Origin of the sequence: Streptomyces sp. NPDC048523 (assembly GCF_043199815.1) — a bacterium.
Classification (GTDB): domain Bacteria; phylum Actinomycetota; class Actinomycetes; order Streptomycetales; family Streptomycetaceae; genus Streptomyces.
The window spans coordinates 381,664-403,215 of record NZ_JBICWQ010000002.1; the positions used below are offsets into that span (position 1 = coordinate 381,664).

At 71.8% G+C, this 21,552-nt stretch carries 18 protein-coding genes and 1 pseudogene; 11 read left to right on the forward strand and 8 right to left on the reverse strand.

The features are described from left to right. Positions 1 to 94 precede the first annotated feature (94 nt). Complete coding sequence (locus ACGFWE_RS10665; protein WP_393599322.1) at positions 95 to 523, reverse strand: hypothetical protein; 429 nt, start codon at positions 521 to 523, stop codon at positions 95 to 97. Positions 524 to 669: 146 nt separating this feature from the next. On the opposite strand from ACGFWE_RS10665, the gene ACGFWE_RS10670 reads away from it, so the two are divergent. Beyond that, entirely contained in the window at positions 670 to 2,712 is a 2,043-nt protein-coding gene (locus ACGFWE_RS10670) for an NAD(+) synthase (protein ID WP_393599324.1), read from the forward strand. 283 nt (positions 2,713 to 2,995) lie between these two features. Here ACGFWE_RS10670 and panB read toward each other — a convergent pair whose 3' ends face one another. Further along, positions 2,996 to 3,862, reverse strand: a complete 867-nt coding sequence (gene panB, locus ACGFWE_RS10675; protein ID WP_393599326.1) for a 3-methyl-2-oxobutanoate hydroxymethyltransferase — start codon at positions 3,860 to 3,862, stop codon at positions 2,996 to 2,998. A 205-nt stretch (positions 3,863 to 4,067) separates the two neighbouring features. Here panB and ACGFWE_RS10680 point away from each other — a divergent pair, with 205 nt between their 5' ends. The 4 genes from ACGFWE_RS10680 (at position 4,068) to ACGFWE_RS10695 (ending at position 9,305) form a co-directional block, all read left to right on the forward strand. Then, a complete protein-coding gene (locus tag ACGFWE_RS10680) occupies positions 4,068 to 5,654 on the forward strand; it encodes an MFS transporter (protein WP_393599328.1) in 1,587 nt (528 codons plus the stop codon). Positions 5,655 to 6,110: 456 nt separating this feature from the next. Then, positions 6,111 to 6,734 carry a TetR/AcrR family transcriptional regulator gene (locus tag ACGFWE_RS10685; protein WP_393599330.1) on the forward strand — a complete coding sequence of 208 codons (624 nt, stop codon included), beginning with the start codon at positions 6,111 to 6,113 and terminating at the stop codon, positions 6,732 to 6,734. A gap of 197 nt (positions 6,735 to 6,931) precedes the next feature. Further along, positions 6,932 to 7,981 carry an endonuclease/exonuclease/phosphatase family protein gene (locus tag ACGFWE_RS10690; RefSeq protein ID WP_352383167.1) on the forward strand — a complete coding sequence of 350 codons (1,050 nt, stop codon included), beginning with the start codon at positions 6,932 to 6,934 and terminating at the stop codon, positions 7,979 to 7,981. A 103-nt stretch (positions 7,982 to 8,084) separates the two neighbouring features. Next, complete coding sequence (locus tag ACGFWE_RS10695) at positions 8,085 to 9,305, forward strand: MFS transporter (RefSeq protein ID WP_393599332.1); 1,221 nt, start codon at positions 8,085 to 8,087, stop codon at positions 9,303 to 9,305. Positions 9,306 to 9,377: 72 nt separating this feature from the next. On the opposite strand, the pseudogene ACGFWE_RS10700 reads toward ACGFWE_RS10695, so the two are convergent. After that, a pseudogene (locus ACGFWE_RS10700) lies at positions 9,378 to 9,608 on the reverse strand (hypothetical protein); the annotation flags it as partial. A gap of 167 nt (positions 9,609 to 9,775) precedes the next feature. Between ACGFWE_RS10700 and ACGFWE_RS10705 the strand changes: the two are divergent. Next, complete coding sequence (locus ACGFWE_RS10705) at positions 9,776 to 10,801, forward strand: ATP-binding cassette domain-containing protein (protein WP_393599334.1); 1,026 nt, start codon at positions 9,776 to 9,778, stop codon at positions 10,799 to 10,801. Continuing rightward, positions 10,798 to 11,613 carry an ABC transporter permease gene (locus ACGFWE_RS10710; RefSeq protein ID WP_393599335.1) on the forward strand — a complete coding sequence of 272 codons (816 nt, stop codon included), beginning with the start codon at positions 10,798 to 10,800 and terminating at the stop codon, positions 11,611 to 11,613. The genes ACGFWE_RS10705 and ACGFWE_RS10710 overlap by 4 nt, the downstream gene beginning before the upstream one ends. Before the next feature lie 19 nt (positions 11,614 to 11,632). Here the strand turns inward: ACGFWE_RS10710 and ACGFWE_RS10715 are convergent, their stop codons facing one another. After that, entirely contained in the window at positions 11,633 to 15,010 is a 3,378-nt protein-coding gene (locus ACGFWE_RS10715) for a BTAD domain-containing putative transcriptional regulator (RefSeq protein ID WP_393599336.1), read from the reverse strand. Between the two features lie 529 nt (positions 15,011 to 15,539). Here ACGFWE_RS10715 and ACGFWE_RS10720 point away from each other — a divergent pair. Next, a complete protein-coding gene (locus tag ACGFWE_RS10720; protein WP_393599338.1) occupies positions 15,540 to 16,307 on the forward strand; it encodes a site-2 protease family protein in 768 nt (255 codons plus the stop codon). Here ACGFWE_RS10720 and ACGFWE_RS10725 read toward each other — a convergent pair. Both ACGFWE_RS10725 and npdG read right to left on the reverse strand, forming a co-directional pair. Continuing rightward, positions 16,292 to 16,471: a hypothetical protein gene (locus tag ACGFWE_RS10725; protein WP_352383179.1), complete on the reverse strand. Its 180-nt coding sequence runs from the start codon at positions 16,469 to 16,471 to the stop codon at positions 16,292 to 16,294. The genes ACGFWE_RS10720 and ACGFWE_RS10725 overlap by 16 nt on opposite strands. A 60-nt stretch (positions 16,472 to 16,531) precedes the next feature. Further along, on the reverse strand, positions 16,532 to 17,239 hold the full coding sequence (gene npdG, locus ACGFWE_RS10730) for an NADPH-dependent F420 reductase (RefSeq protein ID WP_352383181.1): 708 nt from the start codon (positions 17,237 to 17,239) through the stop codon (positions 16,532 to 16,534). Between the two features lie 312 nt (positions 17,240 to 17,551). On the opposite strand from npdG, the gene ACGFWE_RS10735 reads away from it, so the two are divergent. Both ACGFWE_RS10735 and ACGFWE_RS10740 read left to right on the forward strand, forming a co-directional pair. After that, the gene (locus ACGFWE_RS10735; protein WP_393599340.1) at positions 17,552 to 18,154 is read left to right on the forward strand and encodes a hypothetical protein; all 603 of its coding nucleotides are present in this window, start codon (positions 17,552 to 17,554) and stop codon (positions 18,152 to 18,154) included. Positions 18,155 to 18,205: 51 nt separating this feature from the next. Continuing rightward, complete coding sequence (locus tag ACGFWE_RS10740; RefSeq protein ID WP_393599342.1) at positions 18,206 to 19,504, forward strand: MFS transporter; 1,299 nt, start codon at positions 18,206 to 18,208, stop codon at positions 19,502 to 19,504. On the opposite strand, the gene ACGFWE_RS10745 is transcribed toward ACGFWE_RS10740, so the two are convergent. Further along, the gene (locus tag ACGFWE_RS10745) at positions 19,505 to 19,735 is read right to left on the reverse strand and encodes a hypothetical protein (RefSeq protein WP_352383186.1); all 231 of its coding nucleotides are present in this window, start codon (positions 19,733 to 19,735) and stop codon (positions 19,505 to 19,507) included. Between the two features lie 58 nt (positions 19,736 to 19,793). Between ACGFWE_RS10745 and map the strand changes: the two genes are divergently transcribed. Further along, the gene (map, locus tag ACGFWE_RS10750; protein WP_393599344.1) at positions 19,794 to 20,651 is read left to right on the forward strand and encodes a type I methionyl aminopeptidase; all 858 of its coding nucleotides are present in this window, start codon (positions 19,794 to 19,796) and stop codon (positions 20,649 to 20,651) included. Positions 20,652 to 20,849: 198 nt separating this feature from the next. On the opposite strand, the gene ACGFWE_RS10755 is transcribed toward map, so the two are convergent. Further along, entirely contained in the window at positions 20,850 to 21,494 is a 645-nt protein-coding gene (locus ACGFWE_RS10755; protein ID WP_393599346.1) for a PhzF family phenazine biosynthesis protein, read from the reverse strand. Between the last annotated feature and the right edge of the window lie 58 nt (positions 21,495 to 21,552).

Here is a 21,552-nt window from a genome sequence, read left to right on the forward strand (position 1 = left end):
GAGCGTCATGTGGCGGAGCCACCTGGCGCTTCGCGCCGTGCGGTGAGCGTGCGTGTCGGGCGTCGCGACGCTGCGGAGATCCATCAGACGGGCCCTAGCTCTTCGACACGCGGTCCGCTCCCCCGCCGCGGCCGGTCACCGCGTGGATCACGCAACCGGCCACCAGTACGAGCACCCCGGCGACGAGGAACGGAACCGGCGTGTACTCGTCGGTGCAGGACTGCCCGCCCGGCACCGCGTGGCACACCTCCCCCGGGCCGCCCCGGTTCAGGTACGCGAGGTAGAACAGCGGCAGGGCCACTCCCGAGACGCCGCCCAGGACAGCGCGTCGAGGTCCGCTGCGGAGCAGGAATACCGCGGCCACCGCGGCCAGTACGACGAAGGCCGCGCCCACCGTCAGGATCGCCGCGAGGCCGATGCCGGCGCACGCCCCCACGAGGAGCCAGGCCAGGAACCAGCCCCATCCCGCCGCACGGCCCGGGGCTTCATCTCGCGTGCCGCTCATACCACTTATGCCGCTCATGCCGCTCATTGAAGGCAAGGTCATGACAATCCGGCAAGGGGCATCGAAGGATCATGACCCGGCCAACACACAGACTTGGCTTCGGGCAGACCGTCCCGCCCCGCGCAGGCCCCCTCCCCCATCGCGTCGCTCTGACGATTACACTGATGCCCGTGACTGCCTCGAACTTCTGGTCCATCTATCAGCACGGGTTCGCACGCATCGCCGCGTGTACGGGTCACACCGTCATCGCGGACCCGCCCGCCAACGCCGAAGCGGTACTGCGTCACGCGCGCCGGTGCTCCGAGGAGGGGGTCGCGGTCGCCGTCTTCCCGGAGCTGGGGCTGTGCGGCTACTCCATCGAGGACCTGCTCCTGCAGGACGCGCTGCTCGACGAGGTCGAGGCGGCGCTCGCGGACGTGGTCGCAGGGTCGGCCGACCTGCTCCCGGTGCTGGTCGTCGGCGCCCCGCTGCGCCACCGCAACCGGGTCTACAACTGCGCGGTGATCGTGCACCGCGGCCGGGTCCTCGGTGTCGTACCGAAGTCGTACCCGCCGAACTACCGCGAGTTCTACGAGCGTCGGCAGATCGGCGACGGTGCCGACGAGCGCGGCGGCTCGATCCGGGTCGGCGGTGCGAGCGTGCCGTTCGGCGTGGACCTGCTGTTCGAGGCGGGAGACGTCCCGGGTCTCGTGCTGCACGCGGAGATCTGCGAGGACATGTGGGTGCCGGTGCCGCCCAGCGCGGAGGCCGCCCTCGCCGGTGCGACCGTCCTGGTCAACCTCTCCGGCAGCCCGATCACGGTCGGGCGGGCCGAGGATCGCAAGCTGCTCTGCCGCTCGGCGTCCTCGCGCTGCCTCGCCGCCTATGTCTACGCGGCGGCCGGACTCGGCGAGTCGACGACCGACCTGTCCTGGGACGGCCAGGCCATGGTCTACGAGAACGGCGTCCTGCTGGCGGAGACCGAGCGGTTCCCGCAGGGCGACGAGTACGCGGTGGCCGACGTGGACCTGGACCTGCTGCGGCAGGAGCGGATGCGGATGGGCACGTTCGACGAGAACCGGCGGACCCATCTCACACGCACCGGTGACTTCCGGACGGTGTCGTTCGAGCTCGACCCGCCGGCGGGCGACCTGGGTCTCAGGCGCCGTCTGGAGCGCTACCCGTTCGTGCCTGCCGACGCCGAGCGGCTCGCCCAGGACTGCTACGAGGCCTACAACATCCAGGTCGCCGGGCTCCAGCAGCGGCTCGCGGCGATCGGCGGCCCGAAAGTGGTCATCGGCGTCTCCGGCGGCCTGGACTCCACGCACGCGCTGATCGTCGCCGCACGCGCGATGGACCGGGCCGGCCGGCCGCGCAGCGACATCCTTGCCTGGACGCTGCCCGGCTTCGCCACCAGCGACCACACCAAGTCCAACGCCCACCGTCTGATGCGGGCCCTCGGCGTGACCGCGGCCGAGCTGGACATCACGCCGACCGCGCGGCTGATGCTCCAGGAGATGGACCATCCCTTCGCCTCCGGCGAGCCGGTGTACGACGTCACCTTCGAGAACGTCCAGGCGGGCCTGCGCACCGACTACCTGTTCCGGCTGGCCAACCAGCGCGGCGGGATCGTGCTCGGCACCGGTGACCTCTCCGAGCTGGCGCTCGGCTGGTCGACGTACGGCGTGGGCGACCAGATGAGCCACTACAACGTCAACTCGGGCGTGCCGAAGACGCTGATGCAGCATCTGATCCGCTGGGTCGTCAGCAGCGAGCAGTTCGACGCGGAGACCGGTGAGATCCTCACCGCGATCCTCGGCACCGAGATCAGCCCGGAGCTCGTACCGGGCGAGGAGATGCAGTCCACCGAGTCGAAGATCGGGCCGTACGCGCTGCACGACTTCACGCTCTTCCATGTGCTGCGCTACGGCTTCCGGCCGTCGAAGATCGCCTTCCTGGCCTGGCACGCCTGGCACGACGTCGACGCCGGCGCGTGGCCCCCGGGCTTCCCCAAGGACAAGCGCGGGACGTACGACCTGCCGGAGATCCGTCGCTGGCTGGAGGTGTTCTGCCGCCGCTTCTTCGCGTTCGCCCAGTTCAAGCGCTCGGCCATGCCGAACGGACCGAAGGTCTCGGCGGGCGGTTCCCTGTCACCGCGCGGTGACTGGCGGGCCCCGTCGGACAGCTCGGCGAAGGCTTGGCTGCGGGATCTGGAGCGGTTCGACTAGGCCGGTGGCAGGGCGGGTGACTACGGAGTTCAGCCCGCGCCGCTGCAGATGCCGGGGTACGCGGAGGCGATGAAGGCGGCCGCCGCGCTGCCCGAAGGTGTCGGCGGGCAGTGACTGGCGGGCGCCCTTCGGACAGTTCGGCGCGTGCCTGGCTGCGGGATCTGGGGCGGTTCGACTGAGCCGGGGCCGCCAGGGAGGTGACGGCTGACGGGGAGCGCCCCGCCGACGGGGGAAGATCGGCGGGGCGCTGTGGTGCCGCTGTGGCTCTGGAGGGCCTTCGGCCCTAGTGGACGGAGTGCTCGTCCAGCGGGAACGTGCCGCCGACGACGTCCTCCGCGAAGGCCTTCACGGCGTTGCCCATGACCTCGCGCAGGTTGGCGTACTGCTTGACGAACTTCGGGACCCGGCCACCGGTGAGGCCGAGCATGTCGGTCCAGACGAGGACCTGCGCGTCGGTCTCCGGTCCCGCGCCGATGCCGACCGTCGGGATGTGCAGGACCCGGGTGACCTCGGCCGCGAGCTCCGCCGGGACCAGCTCCAGGACGACGGCGAACGCGCCCGCGTCCTGGACGGCCTTCGCGTCACGCAGCAGCTGCTGGGCCGCCTCCTCGCCGCGGCCCTGGACGCGGTAGCCCATGGCGTTGACGGACTGCGGGGTCAGGCCGATGTGGGCCATGACCGGGATGCCGGACTCGACAAGGAGACGGATCTGCTCGTGGGAGCGCTCGCCGCCCTCCAGCTTCACGGCGCCGACGCCCGCCTCCTTGACCAGCCGGGTCGCCGAGCGCAGCGCCTGCACCGGCCCCTCCTGGTAGGAACCGAAGGGCAGGTCGCCGACGATCAGGGCGCGCGAGGTGCCCCGTACGACGGCCGCCGACAGCATGGTCATCTCGTCCATGGTGACGGGCACGGTGGTCTCGTAGCCGAGATGGCAGTTGCCCGCCGAGTCGCCGACGAGCATCACGGGGATGCCGGCCTCGTCGAAGACGGAGGCGGTCGTCGCGTCGTAGGCGGTGAGCATGGGCCACTTCTCGCCGCGTTCCTTGGCGAGAGTGATGTCCCGGACAGTGATGCGGCGAGTGCCCTTCCCCCCGTACAGCGTCTTGCTGCCGTCGGAGGGCTTGGTGTGGGCAGCCGAAAGCTGCGTCATTGCAACGGCTCCTTACGTCATCTCGAGGCGCCCTCACGGCGTCCCCGGATCGCCTCCATGGTGGCACCTCGTCCCGGTCAGGGCCAGAGGTGGTCGGTGTGACCGTTCAGGCACGGCTCGGACGGCCGCCAGGATGAGTAAGAGCTGGGTAAATAATTAACGATACGAGACGGTGCCGTATCGTAATGGGGCTACTCTCGGAGGCATGACTACCGCAGCCCCTGACTCCCGGGTACCGGAAGCGGTGCACCGGCGCCGCTGGGCGATCCTCGGTGTACTGATGCTGAGCCTCCTGATCGTGGTGCTCGACAACTCCATTCTGAACGTCGCGATCAAGACGATCTCGACTCCCGCGCCGACCGGCCTGGGCGCCACCCAGAGTGAGCTCGAGTGGGCGATCAACGCCTACACCCTCGTCTTCGCCGGTCTCCTGTTCACCGCGGGCCTGCTCGGCGACCGGCTGGGCCGCAAGAAGGTGCTGCTGGGCGGGCTGTTCGTGTTCGGCGCCGGTTCCGCCCTCGCCGCGTTCTCCGACTCGCCGAACCAGCTGATCGCCTTCCGCGCGCTGATGGGCCTCGGCGCCGCGTTCGTCATGCCGGCCACGCTCGCCGTCCTGATGAACGTGTTCGAGCGCGAGGAGCAGCCCAAGGCCATCGGCATCTGGGCGGGTGGCGTCGGGCTCGCCATCGCCATCGGTCCGATCACCGGCGGTGTGCTCCTCGACCACTTCTGGTGGGGCTCGGTCTTCCTCATCAACGTGCCGATCGTGGTGCTCGCCCTCGCGCTGATGCTGTGGCTGGTACCCGACTCGCGCGACCCGAACCCGGGCCGTCTCGACCCCGTCGGCGTCGTGCTGTCGGTCATCGGACTGGTCCTGCTCGTCTACGGCATCATCAAGGGCGGTCAGCTCGCCGACTTCACGGACGCGACGGTGCTGGCCACCATCGGTGCCGGTCTCGCGGTGCTCGTCGCGTTCGTCGTGTTCGAGAAGCGCAGCGACCATCCGTCGATCGATGTCACCTACTTCAAGAACAAGGTCTTCTCGGCCGCGATCGGTGCCATAGGGCTGGTGTTCTTCGCGCTGATGGGCGTGACCTTCTTCTCGGTCTTCTACACCCAGAGCGTGCGGGGCTACTCGCCGCTGCAGACCGGTCTGCTGATGCTGCCGCTGGCCGCCGCGCAGCTGATCTTCGCGCCGCGCGCCCGGCTGGTCGTGGACCGCTTCGGCAACCGGGCGACGACCACGGGCGGCATGCTGCTGATCGCCGCGATGCTGTGCGCGTTCGCCGCACTGGAGGCGGACACGCCGATCTGGCTCCTCGAGGTGATCTTCTTCCTCATGGGCACCGGCATGGCGCACATCATGACGCCGACCAGTGTCGTCATCATGCAGGCCCTGCCGCGCGAGAAGGCCGGCTCCGCGTCCGCCCTCAGCAACACCTTCCGGCAGGTCGGCGGCGCGCTCGGCATCGCCGTCCTCGGTTCGGTGCTCTCCACGGCCTACCGCAACGGCATCGAGTCCCACCTGGGCCTGGTCCCGGCGGGCGTACGGCACACCGCGGGCGAGTCCATCGAGGCCACGCTCGGCGTCGCCGCGAAGCTCGGCCCCCGGGGCGACGCCCTGGTCGGCCCGGCCAACGACGCCTTCCTCCACGCGATGCACGTCACCGCGCTTTGGGGAGCGGGCGTGGCCGTGGTGGGCGCGGTAGTGGTGGCGCTGTACCTGCCGGGCCGCCCGAAGGAACCTCAGCAGGGCCAGGAGGAAGAGAAGTTGGTCCCGGCGTCGGAGTGATCCGACGAGCCTGACGCCCGGGCCGGCCAACTGGCCCGGGGGTCTGGGGCGGTGGGGCCGGACGGGACGACTGGACGGCAGCGGCAACAGGCCGACGCCACCGGCGCCGGGCGAACGGCCGGAACAGCGGCGCCGAAGAGACCGGCAACGGCTGTAGCCCCGGCAGGACACCAGGAGTCACCGGCACCGGGTGAAGGGCCGGGAGCAGTGGCGCCCCGAGGGAGTGACGTCGGGGAAACCTGAGGCGGCGGTGCGGGACGGGACGACCGGACGGCGGCAGCGGCAGCAGGCGGGCGCCCGACGCCACCCGCACCGGCGACGACCAAAAACCACCTGCACCGCGCAGAAGCCGCCGCCGCCCCCACCAGGCGGCCGCGGCCCAACCCCGGCCCCCTGCACCGCCGTAGACCGTAGACCAGGGAGAATCACCCCATCCCACAGAGAGGACCAAGCGACGTGAGCGGCCTCGCGGAGGGTCAGGCCAGGCAGTCGGGGGCCGTACGGGGGCGGCCCCGCAGTGAGGCCGTGGAGCGGTCCATCATCGAGGCCGTCATCAAGCTGCTGGAGGACGGCGTGCCGCTCGCCGAGCTGTCCATCGAGCGCATCGCCCGGACCGCGGGCGTCGGCAAGGCCACCATCTACCGCCGCTGGAGCGGCAAGGAGGAGCTCTTCGTCGACGTCGTGCGCACCGCCGAGCCCCCGGACGCCGATCTGCCCGGCACCTCGATGCGCGACGATCTCGTGGCGCTGCTCGAGCAGTTGCGGCAGCGCGGGCTGATGACCCGTTCCTCGGCGCTGCTGCACAGTGTCTTCGCCCAGATGAAGAGCAGCCCGAAGGTGTGGGACGCCTACCACTCGCTGGTCGTCGCGCCCCGGCGCCGCAAACAGATCGCCATCCTGCGCCGAGGGCAGGCCAACGGCGAGCTCCGCACGGACATCGACGTCGAGTTGGTCAACGACCTGATCGTCGGCCCCATGCTGTTCCGCACCATCATGCAGCCCAACGCCGACCTGCCGGAGGGCCTCTCCGAACAGATCGTCGACACCGTCCTCGAAGGCCTACGCCCCGTCAGTTCCTAGTGTGCGCGTTTCGTCACAGAGGGCGCTTTCCGAGCCTCAGCAGGGAACTCGGGAAGCCGACTTGTACGTCAACGCCCCCGTACGGTCGTCATGGGACGACGAGAGAGGACCCGATCATCCCCTAGGGTCGTACGGGGCGTCCGGCGCCCCACGGCAACGGGGTGAACGGTGTGCACGGCAGGTAGTGAGGCGACGGTATGGCGCAGCAGGCATACGTGACGGAGACGGCGGACGGCGGCTCGGGACCCGAGCGCCAAAGAGACCGGCTCCGGCGCCTGCTCGGCCGCCCGCTCTCCGGCTGGCGCGGTGACCGCCGGATCTGGCGGCGCGGTGTCGTCCTGGCCGCCCTCGCGCTGCTCATCGCCCTGGTGATGCTGCTGCACGCGCAGATCCCGAACGCCGTCGGCAACCTCGGCAGTCTCACCGAGACCTTCCTGCCGTGGCTCGGCGTGTTCGTCCCGGTGCTGCTCCTGCTCGGTTTCCTGCGCAGGTCGGCGACGGCGCTGATCGCGGTGCTGCTCCCGGCGGCCGTGTGGCTGAACCTCTTCGGCGGGCTGCTCTCCGACAAGTCCGCCACCGGCGGCGACCTCACGGTGGCCACCCACAACGTCAACGCCGACAACCCCGACCCGTCCGGCACCGCCCGGGACGTGGCCGCCTCCGGCGCGGACGTGGTGGCCCTGGAGGAGCTGACCGCCTCGGCGGTGCCGGTGTACGAGAAGGCGCTGGCGTCGACGTACAAGTACCACGCGGTCGAGGGCACCGTCGGGCTGTGGAGCAAGTACCCGCTCAGCGGCGTGAAGCCGGTCGACATCAAGCTGGGCTGGACCCGTGCGATGCGCGCCGCGGTGGCCGCCCCGGACGGACAGGTCGCGGTGTACGTGGCCCACCTGCCGTCCGTGCGGGTGAAGATGGCGGCCGGGTTCACCGCCCGGCAGCGCGACAAGAGCGCCGACGCGCTGGGCGAGGCCATCGCCGACGAGAAGCTCTCCCGGAAGATCCTGCTCGGCGACCTCAACGGCACGATGAACGACCGCGCGCTCAACGCCGTCACCTCCCAGATGCGCTCCACGCAGGGCGCGGCGGGCAGCGGTTTCGGGTTCAGCTGGCCGGCGTCGTTCCCGATGGCGCGGATCGACCAGATCATGGTGCAGGGCGTGGAGCCGTTGAGCTCGTGGACGCTGCCCGCCACCGGCAGCGACCATCTGCCGGTGGCTGCCCGTGTGAACCTCGCCACCTCGTCGTAACCCGCCCGACGTCCCTTGGAATACCGGGCCCGGGAGCATTTGTTCCGTACTTGAACATACACTCGTACAGAACTCCGCTCTCCCCTGAAAGGCTCGGCTCTTCATGCCCTTGGCCCTGCTCGCCCTGGCCGTCGGCGCTTTTGGTCTCGGCACCACCGAATTCGTGATGATGGGCCTGCTGCCCGATGTCGCGGACGACCTCGGCATCTCGATCCCGACCGCCGGACATCTGGTGTCCGCGTACGCGCTGGGCGTGGTGATCGGCGCCCCGCTGCTCGCCGCGGTCACCGCCCGGATGTCCCGTCGCATGGTCCTCATCGGTCTGATGGGACTGTTCGTGGCCGGCAACGCGCTGTCCGCCTTCGCCCCCGACGAGCACTGGCTGCTCGCGGCCCGCTTCCTGAGCGGGCTGCCGCACGGTGCCTTCTTCGGGGTGGGCGCGGTCGTCGCCACCGGCATGGTGGCACCGGAACGCAAGGCCCGCTCGGTGTCCCTGATGTTCCTCGGCCTGACCCTCGCCAACATCGCGGGCGTGCCCGTCGCCACCCTCATGGGCCAGCACCTGGGCTGGCGGGCGACCTTCCTCGGCGTCAGCGCGATCGGTCTGGCGGCGATAGCCTCCCTGGCGCTCCTCATCCCGCGCGACCACGCGCACGCCCCCGCGGTGGGCCTGCGCCGCGAACTGGTCGCGCTGAAGTCGCTGCCGGTCTGGCTGGCGCTCGGCACGACGGTCGCCGGCTTCGGCGCGCTGTTCGCCGCGTACAGCTACATCACGCCGATGCTCACGGACGCGGCCGGTTACGCCGGCTCCAGCGTCACGCTGCTGCTCGCCCTGTTCGGGGTGGGCGCGACGGCGGGCAACCTGGTCGGCGGACGGCTCGCCGACCACTCGCTGCGCGGCACCCTGTTCGGCGGCCTGACCGCGCTGGTCGTGGTCCTGGCCCTGTTCCCGGTGCTGATGTCCACGCAGTGGAGCGCGGCGGTGGCGGTCGTCCTGCTGGGCACGGCGGCCTTCGTCACCGGCTCGCCGCTCCAGCTGATGGTCATGGAGAAGGCGTCCGCCGCCCCCTCCCTGGCCTCCTCCGCCAACCAGGCCGCCTTCAACCTGGCCAACGCCGGCGGCGCCTGGATCGGCGGCCTCGCCCTGGCCGCGGGCCTCGGCGCGACGTCCCCGGCCCTGACGGGCGCCGCCCTGGCGGTGCTCGGCCTCGGCGTCGCCGCGGTGGCCGCGGTCGTGGACCGGCGGCGCGTAGCCGTCCCGGCGGGCCGGGAGCGCGTGGTCGCGGCCCATCTGCCGGAACACGCGGAGGCCGTACGGTACTGAGCTGCCGTACGACCGAGGGGGCGCCCGGTGTTCACCGGGCGCCCCCTTTCCGTGTCCGTGGCCGACGGGCTGCCCCAGGGCTGCCCGGGCGGCGTCCCGGAACGCCAGGCGGTTGGCCTCCAGGTGGTCGCGCACGCTCTCGCCCTCCGGCAGGTCCTCCCACACCGTCCGGTTGAGGTCGAGGAAGTAGGCGCGGGCCGCCTCGTGGAAAGGGAGCGGGAACTGGGCGCGGATGAGGCGTTCGGCCACCCGGAGGCGGTTCATCGCGTCGCTGGTCGTAAGGAACCAGGGGTCGGTGCGGTCGTGGCCCAGAGCGACGCCGCCCAGCGATATCAGAGACACCCGGACCTGGCCCTACATGGGCGTCTTCGTGCCGCGGCGGTGGTCCGCGCCCGGTCTGTCGGCGGGCTGTAGGTCCCTGTAGGCGGCCTGTCGGTGGTTTGTCGGTGGCGGCTGGCACCGTCCTCGGTATGACGCGAATCGACAAGAACCCCAAGAGCGGGGACTCCGCCGTTTCCGTGCGGGGGCTGGTCAAGCACTACGGCGAGACCAAGGCGCTGGACGGCGTCGACCTGGACGTGCGCGAGGGCACCGTGATGGGTGTCCTCGGGCCGAACGGCGCCGGCAAGACCACCCTCGTACGCATTCTCTCCACCCTCCTCGCCCCGGACTCCGGACAGGCCACGGTCGCCGGTTACGACGCCGTACGGCAGCCCCGGCAGCTGCGGCGGGTGATCGGGCTCACCGGGCAGTACGCCTCGGTGGACGAGAAGCTGCCGGGCTGGGAGAACCTGTACATGATCGGGCGGCTGCTCGACCTGCCCCGCAAGGAGGCCCGCACCCGGGCCGACGAGCTGCTGGAGCGGTTCTCGCTCACGGACGCGGCGAAGCGGCCGGCGAGCACCTACTCCGGCGGTATGCGGCGCCGGCTCGACCTCGCCGCCTCGATGATCGGCCGGCCCCAGGTCCTGTTCCTGGACGAGCCGACCACCGGTCTCGACCCGCGTACCCGCAACGAGGTGTGGGACGAGGTCAAGCGGATGGTCGGGGAGGGGGTGACCGTCCTGCTGACCACGCAGTACATGGAGGAGGCCGAGCAGCTCGCCTCCGAGCTGACCGTCGTGGACCACGGCAAGGTCATCGCCGACGGCGCCATCGAGGAGCTCAAGGCGAAGGTCGGCGGCCGCTCGCTGCGGGTACGGCCCGTCGATCCGCTGCAGCTGCAACCGCTCGCCGGGTGGATCGACGAGCTCGGCATCACTGGGCTGGCCACCAGCACGGTGGACACCGACGGCGGCGCCCTCATCGTCCCCATCCTCAGCGACGAGCAGCTGACCGCCGTGGTCGGCGCGGTCACCGCGCGCGGTATCACCCTCTCCTCCATCACCACCGAACTGCCCAGCCTGGACGAGGTGTTCCTGTCCCTCACCGGCCACCGTGCCAGTGCCCCGCAGGACGCCGTCCCCACCGACACCCGCGAGGAGGTCGCCGTATGAGCGCCGCCACCCTTACCGCCACCGAAGCCGACGCCCGTATCCCGCTGCGCGGCCACCTGCGCCACACCGGCGCCCTGGTCCGCCGCAACCTGCTGTGGATCAAGCAGGACCCGGAGTCGATGTTCGACGCCATCCTGTTCCCGGTCATCTTCACCCTGCTGTTCGTGTACGTCTTCGGCGGCTCCATCGGCCAGTCCCTCGGCGGCGGCCAGCAGGCCTATGTGCAGTACGTGGTGCCCGGGCTGATGGCCATGATGGGCATGAACATGGCCCAGGGCGTCGGCACCGGCTTCAACACGGACTTCAACTCCGGTGTCATGGACCGCTTCCGGTCCCTGCCGATCGGCCGCGGCTCGGTGCTGTTCGCCAAGATCGCGGTGGAGCTGATGCGGATGCTGTTCGCGACCGCGGTCCTGATGGTCGTGGGTGTTCTGGTGGGCTTCGACATCACCAACTGGGCCGGTCTGCTCGCGTCGGTGGGGCTGTCCGCCGTCTTCGGCTCGGCCCTGATGTGGGTGTTCCTCACCCTCGGCGTGGTGATGAAGAGCGCCCAGTCCGTGCAGGCCATGGGTTTCCTGGTGCTGATGCCGCTGCAGTTCGGCTCGTCGATCTTCGCACCCACCCAGTCGATGCCGGGCTGGCTGCAGAACTTCACCGACTACAACCCGCTGTCCGCGCTCGCGGACGCCGCGCGCGGGCTGATGGTGGGCGGTCCGGCCGCGCACGACGTGTGGCTGACGCTCGCCTGGTCGGCGGCGCTCACGGCGGTGATGGCGCCGATCGCCATCCACAAGTTCCGCACGAAGAGCTGACGTTCACCTTGCGTGCGCGTCACACCAGGGCGGCGGCCTCCTGCGGGGAGAGGCCGTCGCCCTCCGCGTACGCCGACTCGTAGGCCGCGTCGCCCAGCACCGCGCGCAGCTCCTGCTCGGCCCTGCCGCGCACGGTGCGCTCGATGGTCGTCGGGGCGTGGCTGGGCGGCAGCAGCGCGTCCCCCGCCCTGAGGCAGCGGGCTCCGTCGCGGGCGCGGGCGCCGCCGTCGGCCCCGGCGAGGGCCAGCCCGGCGGTGTGCAGGTACATGGTGCGCATCTGCGGGGCGATGGTCAGGGCCAGCGGGTCCTCGGACTTCTCAAGCGCCCGGCGGGTCAGGGTCAGGCACTTCTCGTAGCAGCCGTCCCAGGCCTCGAGCCAGGCCTCCGAGCCGAGGATGAAGGCGTCGAAGATGACGAAGTGAGCGATGCCGAACTGCTGGCGCAGCAGCTGGAGTTGTTCGCGCGCTTCGGGAATGCGGCCGGTCATGCCGAGCCGGCCGGCGAGGAACATCCGTGCGGCGGGCATCGCCTCGTTGCGGGCGCCGTCCCGGTCGGCGATCACCTCACGCAGCAGGAGTTCGCCGCGCTCGGCCTCCCCCGTCTCCAGCAGCGCGCTGCCCAGCCGGGCGTTGAGCACGGACTTCTGGGCGCGGGCGCCGAGTTGTTCGGCCCGCTCGATCGCCCGCTCGTAGTCGGCCGCGGCCTCGTGCCATTCACCCTTGCGCTCATGGGCCTCGGCCCGCGCGGAGAGCGCCTCGGCGGTGCCCCACAGATCGCCGATCCGCTCGTAGATCTCCAGCGCCTCCTCGGCGTCCTGGATGGCGTCCCCGGCCCAGTCGGAGCGGTTGGCGAGCAGATTGGCCCGCCACTGGAGGGCCGCGGCGAGCTCCCAGTCGTAACCCGGGGTGGTCCGGCAGGTGTCGACGGTCGCCTGGATGACCTTCCGCAGCCGCTCGAGGTCCCCGGTGAGCATGATGGCGAAGAACCACAGGGAGCCCGGCATCCGGCAGGTCTGCGCCATGCCCGGCTCGTAGGTGGCCGCGATGGACCGCAGCTTCGCCTGCGCGTGCTGGTTCTGCCAGGCGTCCAACTCGGTGTCCATGCAGGCGAGATGAACGAGATGGGCGCCGCGCCGGGCCTCCTGCAGCACCTCGCCGGTCCAGGGCGGCGGGGTGTCCGTGCAGCGCTCCCACACCGGTGCGGCCGGGCGGACCGGCTCGGTGAAGGGGTCGGGGCCCAGGCCCTGGACGTCACGGGACCAGTTGCGGGCCTCGATGCGCAGGTCGCGCATCTGCCAGTACCAGGCCAGCGACAGGACCAGGCACAGCCCTTCCTGCTCGTCGCGGTCGGCCACGGCCCGGCGCAGGGCGGTGCGGAGGTTCTCGTACTCGCGCTCCAGCCGCCCGATGGCGGCGAGTTGGCCGGGCCCGCGCAGCAACGGGTCGGTGGTGCGGGCGAGTTCACGGTAGTACGTCAGATGCGCGCGCTCGGCGTCGGCGCGCAGCCCGTCCACCTCGTCGAGGCGCTCGCCGGCGTACTCGGCGACGGTCTCCAGGAGCCGGTAGCGCATCTCGCCGTCCCCCTGACCCGGTGAAGGCGCCGCCACCACCAGGGACTTGTCGACGAGCGAGCCGAGCGCGTCCAGCGCGACGGGACCGCACACGGCCTCGGCGGCGGCCAGGTCGCACCCGCCGGCGAACACCGACAGCCGCCGCAGGACGTCCCGTTCCTCCTCGTCGAGCAGGTCCCAGGACCAGTCGACGACGGCCCGCAGGGTCTGCTGGCGGGGCAGCACGGTACGGCTTCCGGAGGTGAGCAGCCGGAAGCGGTCGTCGAGCCGGTCGGCGATCTGACGTGCGGTCAGCATCCGTAGCCGGGCGGCGGCGAGCTCGATGCCGAGAGGCAGCCCGTCGAGGCGCCGGCAGATCTCGGCGCAGGCCGCCGCGGTCTCCTCGTCGGTGTCGACCCGGAATCCGGGCCGGGCGGCGGCACCCCGGTCGGCGAGCAGCCGCAGCGCGACCGGCTCGGGGAGAGGCTCCACGGGCCGCAGCAACTCCCCTGGCACACCGAGGGGTTCACGGCTGGTGGCGAGGACGGTCAGCCCCGGACAGCGTTCCAGGAGCGTCTCCGTCAGCCGCGCCGCCGCGTCGACCACGTGCTCGCAGTTGTCGAGGATCAGCAGCATGCTGCGCCGGCCGCAGTGCTCGGCGAGCCGCTCCACGGGGTCGTCGAGCCGCTCGCTCCCGGCGGCGCGCATCGCCTCGGCACCGGCGCCGTACATCACGGTCTCGCGGGCGCCCACTGCGGTGAGCACGGCCTCGGGGACGGCGTCCGGATCGTCGACCGGCGCGAGCTCGGCCAGCCACACCCCGTCCCGCACCACGTCTCCCACGGCCTCGGCGGCCTCCTGCGAGAGCCGGGTCTTCCCGGCCCCGCCCGGCCCGAGCAGCGTGACCAGCCGCGCGCCGGCGAGGTCTCCGCGAATCGCCTCGATGTCGGCTTCCCGGCCGACGAAGGAGGTGAGACGGGCGCGGAGGTTGCCGGGGGGCGAGGGTGCGGTCGTCTGAGTCGCGGCCGGGGCGTTTGTGCCGGCGCCACCGTCGGTGCCGCGAGCCCCCTCACCCGCAGGTGCTGCCGCAGCGGCCCCCCGGTCCTCGCGGGGCGGCTCCGGTCGCAGCAACTGCCCGTGCAGCGCCCGCAGTTCGGCTCCCGGGTCGGCTCCCAACCGGTCCGCGAGCAGCTGTCGTACGGTCTCGTAGGCGGCCAGCGCCTCCGCCGTGCGGCCCGTGTCGCGCAGGGCGCGCAGGCGGAGGGCCTGGAGGGGCTCGTCGAGGGGGTGGGTGTCGCACAGGGCGGTCAGTTCGGGCAGACACTGGTCGGCCTGGCCCAGGGCGAGCGCGGCGGTGTGACGGGCGCGCAGGGCATCCAGCCGGCGGGCCTGCACGCGCGCCGCCTCGGCCGTACGGTCGGGCAGATCGGCCAGCGCCGGGCCCCGCCACAGCGCGAGGGCGTCGTCCAGGACCACGGCCGCCTTCGCGGGGTCGCCGTCGGCCAGCGCCCGCATGCCGTCACCGGCGAGCCGCTCGAAACGGTGCAGGTCGATGTCGTCCGGCCCCGCCGTGAGCCGGTAACCGCCGCCCTCCACCGAGGCGACCGCGTCCGCCCCGAGCGCCCGCCTGAGCCGCCCGACCAGCGCCTGCAGCGCACCGGTCGCGTCGGCCGGCGGGTCGTCACCCCACACCTCGTCCACGAGAAGGCTCACCGGGACGGTACGGCCGGGCCGCAGGGCGAGAACGGTCAGCAGCGCGCGCAGCCGCGTGCCACCGACGGGGACGGACGTACCGTCGGGACGGAGTGCCTGGGTGGTGCCGAGGATGCGATAGCGCACGGGGTCCATTGTCTCCGGTGAGGTCGGGGCCGGTCACGGGGTTACTTCAGCGGGGTGTCGTCGGAGCCGGGCGGGTCGAGTCGGATCGCCGGCGGGGGTCGGACCGCCAGCCAGGTCGACTCGCGGCCCGCACTGGTCGCAGCCGCATCGGTCCGCCAGCCAGGTCGGGCCGCCATGCGGGTGGGGTCGCCGAGCGGGCCAAGTCGCCGACCGCATCTGGTCGCCGGGCGGAGTGGTCCGCCAGCCAGGTCGGGCCGCCGTGCAGGTGGGGTCGCCGAGCGGGCCAAGTCGCCGACCGCATCTCGCCGCCCCGCGGACCGGGTTGCCGGCCAGGTCGGGCCCCGGCCAACTCGGGCCCTCGCCCACCACGCACCCCAACGCCCCGCACCAGCCCCCGCCCGCCCGACCCCCAGAAGCGCCGCAGGCATGCGCACCCCCCAACCCTCCATGGAACCTCCGCCCCACCCCAAGACGTTCTCACCTGTGCCCGGTACCGTCGGGCCGTCCCGCCGCGTGCTCGTCCAGTTCAGGGAGCCCCATGACCACCGCCACCACCCGCCACAGCGACCGGCGGATCAGCCCCGTCTTCCTCGGGATCTGCGCCGTGACGGCGGTGACGGGCTGGGCGACCTGGACCGGATTCGCCGAGCGGACGGACATCGCCGTCTTCCTGTTCGTGACCGGCGCCTGGATCGTGTCCCTCTGTCTGCACGAGTACGCCCACGCCCGCACCGCCCTGCACAGCGGCGACATCACGATCGGCGCCAAGGGCTACCTCACGCTGAACCCGCTGAAGTACACCCACGCCCTGCTCAGCATCGTGCTCCCCGTCATCTTCGTGATCATGGGCGGCATCGGCCTCCCCGGCGGCGCGGTGTTCATCGAGCGCGACCGGATCCGCGGCCGCTGGCGGCACAGCCTGATCTCCGCGGCGGGTCCGCTGACGAACGTCCTGTTCGCCGTCGTCTGCACGGCCCCGTTCTGGCTGGACGCCCTCGACGGCGTACCGCCGGTGTTCCTCTACGCGCTGGCCTTCCTCGCCCTGCTCCAGGTCTCCGCCGCCATCCTGAACTTCCTCCCGGTCCCGGGACTGGACGGCTACGGCATCATCGAGCCCTGGCTCTCGTACGAGGTCAAGCGGCAGATCGAGCCCTTCGCCCCCTTCGGCCTGCTGTTCGTCTTCGCACTGCTGTGGGTGCCGCAGGTCAACAGCGTGTTCTTCGACCTGGTCCACGCGGTCCTGAACGGACTCGGGGTCAGCGACCTGGAGGCGTCGTACGGCTGGAGCCTCTACCGCTTCTGGTAGGCGTCGATCCTGCCGCGCTTGACGTAGTACCAGCACATGTTGGACGACAGCCCCGCCAGCAGCACCCACACGATCCCCAGCCAGCTGCCCTGGACGAAGGACACGACCGCCGCCGCGACGGCGAGGAGGCAGACGGCGAGGGCGTAGAGGGCGAGGCGGGGCATGGGATCGGGCTCCTGTCGGGGGACACTGCTGCGCTACGGCGTCCAGTGTCCCCCATCGGCTCACACGTCCGTGACCCGCAGTCCCGCGTGCGCCTTGTACCGCCGGTTGACCGAGATCAGGTTGGCGACCAGCGACTCCACCTGGTGGGCGTTGCGCAGCCGGCCCGCGAAGATGCCGCGCATCCCGGGGATACGGCCGGCCAGCGCCTGCACGATCTCCACGTCGGCCCGCTCCTCGCCGAGCACCATGACGTCGGTGTCGATCTCCTCGACCTCCGGGTCCTGGAGCAGCACGGCCGACAGATGGTGGAAGGCGGCGGTGACCCGCGACTCCGGGAGCAGGGCCGCCGCCTGTTCCGCCGCGCTGCCCTCCTCCGGCTTCAGCGCGTAGGCGCCCTTCTTGTCGAAGCCGAGCGGGTTGACGCAGTCGACGACGAGCTTGCCGACGAGTTCCTCGCGCAGCGACTCCAGCGTCTTGCCGTGGCCGTCCCACGGCACGGCGACGATCACGATGTCGCTGCGGCGCGCGGTCTCGGCGTTGTCGGCGCCCTCGACACCGTGCCCGAGTTCGTCGGCGGCGGCCTGGGCGCGGTCGGCGGCGCGAGAGCCGATGATCACCTTCTGCCCGGCGCGGGCGAGCCGGTAGGCGAGGCCCTTGCCCTGCGGCCCGGTCCCGCCGAGCACGCCGACGACGAGCCCGGAGACGTCGGGAAGGTCCCAGGGGTCCTTGGCGGGAGCCTTCTGTGCAGCACTGTCGGTAGAGGTCATGGGCCCGACTTTACGTCCGCCCCGCCCACCCCGGCCGGTCGGGTGAGCCGCGTCACGGGCACCCGCCCGAAGGCGATCCGCTCCCCGGCGCCGAGGTCCCAGGCCTCGTCGCGGCGCCCGACGGGCGAGGCGTCGACCCGAGCCAGGTCAGATCCCCCGATCCGGACCGGCTCGCAGCAGGCGGCGGGCAGGCCGTCGGCGGTGCGTGCCGGCGCCGGCGATCCGTCGTCCTCGGTGCCGCTCTGCCCGGTTCGGGCGAATCCGGGCCGAACCACGGGCCGCGCACGTCCGCTTGCGGCAGGATGCGGCCCCATGGACGCCGTACGGGTCGCGCTGCTGCGCGAAGTGCTCGCCGGGACCGAGTGGTTGGGAGCCACGCGGCGGTTCGCGGGCGTGCTGCGCGGGTCGGTGGTCTCGCACGGGGGCGGACTGCTCCTGGTCGGCACCCCGGAGTACGAACCGTGGCACCTGGCGGCCCATCTGGTCGACGAGGCCGCCTGGTCGGGCACACCGGAGCTGGCCCCCACGCTCGTACGCCACGACGCCCGTCCCTCCGACCCCGCGCACCTGTCGGTCGGTCCTGGCCGGCTCGCGGCGGCCCGGCGCGGCGAGACCCTGCTGGTGGTGTCCCTGGACCGGCCGGGCGCCCCGCTCCTGGAGCAGGTCCACGACGCCCGGCGGGCCGGCGCGACGGTCCTCTCCCTCGGCCCCGGCGAGGGCGAACTCGCCGCGATGGCCCACGAGTCGCTGGCCGTACCGGAGGGCACGGACCTCGATCTGGACACCGTGCAGCACCTGGTGAGCGCGGCGGCCGGCGAGAACGCCGTGCCCACGCCCAGGGGCCGGCGGCGGTTCCGGGACCGGCTGTCGAGACTGGCCGACCAGCTGACGGCGCCGCCTCCGGCCCGCTGGTAGCCTCGAAAAGCAGTTGCCGCACCGGGAGGCCTCCCCGGACCATGACGAGTCGTGACCGACGACGCCCCCGCACCCCCTTCCGGCCTTCGCGCGATGCTCCCCGACCTCGCCCCCTGGCGGGCCTCCCGGGACTTCCGGCGGCTGTGGTACTCGGGGCTGATCTCGAACTTCGGCTCCTTCCTGACCTTCGTGGCACTGCCGGTGCAACTGAAGGACCTGACGGACTCGGCGGCGGCGGTGGGCGCGATCGGGGCCGTGGAGCTGCTCCCGCTCCTCGTCTTCGGCCTGTACGGCGGCGCGCTCGCGGACGCGTGGGACAAGCGGAAGCTGATCGTGTGGACCGAGGCCGGGCAGGGCCTGCTGAGCGCGGCCCTGCTGCTCAACGCGCTGCTCCCGCACCCCGCCGTCTGGCCGCTGTACGTCGTCGCCGCCCTGTCCTCCGCCCTGGTCTCGGTGCAGCGTCCCGCGCTCGACTCCCTCTGGCCCCGGATCGTGGCTCACGAGCACCTGCCGGCGGCGGCCTCGCTGAACTCCTTCCGCTGGACGGTCGGCGGGGTCGCGGGCCCGGCGCTGGCGGGCGTGGTGGTGGCCTACGCGGGTCTCGGCTGGGCCTACGGCGCGGACCTGCTGACCTTCGCCGTGTCCGTCGTCCTCGTCGTACGGATCGCGGCCTCCCCCGCCGCCCACGAGGCGGCCAGGCCGTCGCTGAAGGCCATCGCGGAGGGCGCGCGGTACGCCTGGAGCCGCAAGGAACTCCTCGGCACCTACGCCGTCGACCTCGCCGCGATGTTCCTGGCGATGCCGCTGGCCGTGCTGCCGTTCCTCGCGGACGAGCTGGACGCCGAGTGGTCGCTGGGCCTGATGTACGCGAGCGTCCCGCTGGGCGCGCTGCTGGTGAGCCTGGTCAGCGGCTGGACCGCGCGGATCCACCGGCACGGCCGGATGGTGGTGCTGTCGGCCGCCCTCTGGGGCCTGGCGATCGCGGCGGCCGGGACCATGAGCAACGTCTGGCTGGTGCTGTTGTTCCTCACCGTGGCCGGAGGCTGCGACATGGTCAGCGGGATCTTCCGGGGGATCATGTGGAACCAGACCATCCCGGACGAGCTGCGCGGGCGGCTCGCCGGAATCGAACTGCTGTCGTACTCCGTGGGCCCGACCGTCGGCCAGGTCCGCAGCGGTGGTTTCGCCGCGTGGTGGGGCGTGCGGACGTCCGTCTGGTCGGGCGGGGTGCTGTGCGCCGGGGCGGTGGGCCTCCTGGCCCTGTGCCTGCCGAAGCTGATGACGTACGACGCCCGCACCGACGAGCACGCGGCCCGGGTGCGGGAGCAGAGGACCGCGGCCCAGGTGTGATCAGTCGTCCTCCCGGCCCGCCGCCGGGGTGTCGTGCCACTTGGGGTCGTTCTCCCACTCGACGTTGCGCTCGCGGGCCGTCTCCATGGCCTGCTCGGCCTCCTTGCGGCTCGCGTACGGCCCGAACCGGTCCTTGGCCGGGCACTCGGGCCCTTCCTCGACCTTCTTGTGCTCCAGGCAGTAGTACCACTCGCCCGGCTTGCCGACCGCGCGCTTCTTGAACAAGGACATGACCTGCTCCTCTCGCCTCCGACATGTTCCCCCATCGCCGCTGGATAGACTCTTCGCCATGTCTGGCCAGTCGCTGCTCGTGCCCGGGGACCTGTCCCCCATCCGTTCCGTGCCCGGAAACATCCGTCGCCCCGAGTACGTCGGCAAGCCCGCGCCGACGCCGTACACGGGGCCGGAGGTGCAGACCCCGGAGACCGTCGAGGCGATGCGGATCGCCGGCCGTATCGCGGCGCGGGCGATGGCGGAGGCCGCGAAGCTGATCGCCCCCGGGGTGACCACCGACGAACTGGACAAGGTGGCGCACGAGTACATGTGCGACCACGGCGCCTACCCGTCGACGCTCGGCTACCGGGGCTTCCCGAAGTCCCTGTGCACCAGCCTCAACGAGGTGATCTGCCACGGCATTCCGGACTCCACCGTGCTCCGGGACGGCGACATCATCAACCTCGACGTGACGGCGTACATCGGCGGGGTGCACGGCGACAACAACGCGACGTACCTGGTGGGGGACGTCGACGAGGAGAGCCGGCTGCTGGTCGAGCGGACCCGGGAGTCGCTGGCCCGCGCGATCAAGGCGGTCAGGCCGGGCCGTCAGATCAACATCATCGGCCGCGTGATCGAGTCGTACGCCAAGCGCTTCGGCTACGGAGTCGTCCGCGACTTCACGGGCCACGGCATCAACTCCTCCTTCCACAGCGGCCTGATCATCCCGCACTACGACAGCCCGCACGCGACGACGGTCATCCAGCCCGGCATGACGTTCACGATCGAGCCGATGCTGACGCTCGGGACGCACGAGTACGAGATGTGGGACGACGGCTGGACGGTCGTCACGAAGGACCGCAAGCGGACGGCCCAGTTCGAGCACACGCTGGTGGTGACGGAGACGGGCGCGGACATCCTGACGCTGCCGTAGTCCTGTTCCGGGGTGGCCGACCGAGTGGCGGTGGTTCGGGTACGCGGCGTCGGCCCGGTGGCGCGCGCAGGAGCGGGACCTGGCGTATCTGCGGGGACCGCAGCGGCGGTCGAACCAAGAGGGCCTTCACGCTGGACAGCGGAGCGTTCCGGGCACTCGGCCGAGACGTTCCCGCTGTCCGCGTGAGACGCGTGAGCCTCAGCGTTCCAGGAGGACGCGGCCTCCCACCTCGACCCAGTCCCCCGGCTGCGGAGCCGTGAGGATCTGGGAGCCGGCGCCCTGGACGATGTTCAGGGCGCGCCCCAGTTCGGCGGTGAGCTGGAGAGCGGCGGCGCCGGTGGCCTCGTCCTCCTCGACACCGTCACCGCGGCCGGGGAAGCCGCGGGCCCTGATCCGCCCGGCGGCCTCGTCCTCCCAGGCCCAGGCGTAGATCCAGTCCCCCGCCGAAGGGATGGCCAGATCGTCCACCTCGGCGGCGGTGGCGTACTGCCGGAACGTCCGCGGCGCCGCCCATTCGGCCCGCGCCTCGATCCAGCTGAACTCCCCGTCGAGCCGGGTACCGACGACCCCGGCGGGTGTGACGAGTTCGGGCACGTCGAGCAACCAGGCGGCCCCGACGCACGGGTATCCGGCGAAGGCCAGCCGTACGGAGGGGGTGTAGATGTCGATGACGCCCCGCTCGGGGTCGTCGACGAACACGGTCTCGCTGAACCCGAGCTTCGCGGCGAACACCTGTCGCTCGTCCGGGTCCGGGATCGCGGACCCCTCGCGGACGACCCCCAGCTCATTGCCGTAGCCGCCGTTCGGCGCGCAGAAGACGCGCAGCACGTCGTAGTCAGTCACGGGGGAATTGAAGCATCCGCGCAGGTCCCGTACCTCCCCGTGCCTCCGGAGCTGAGTC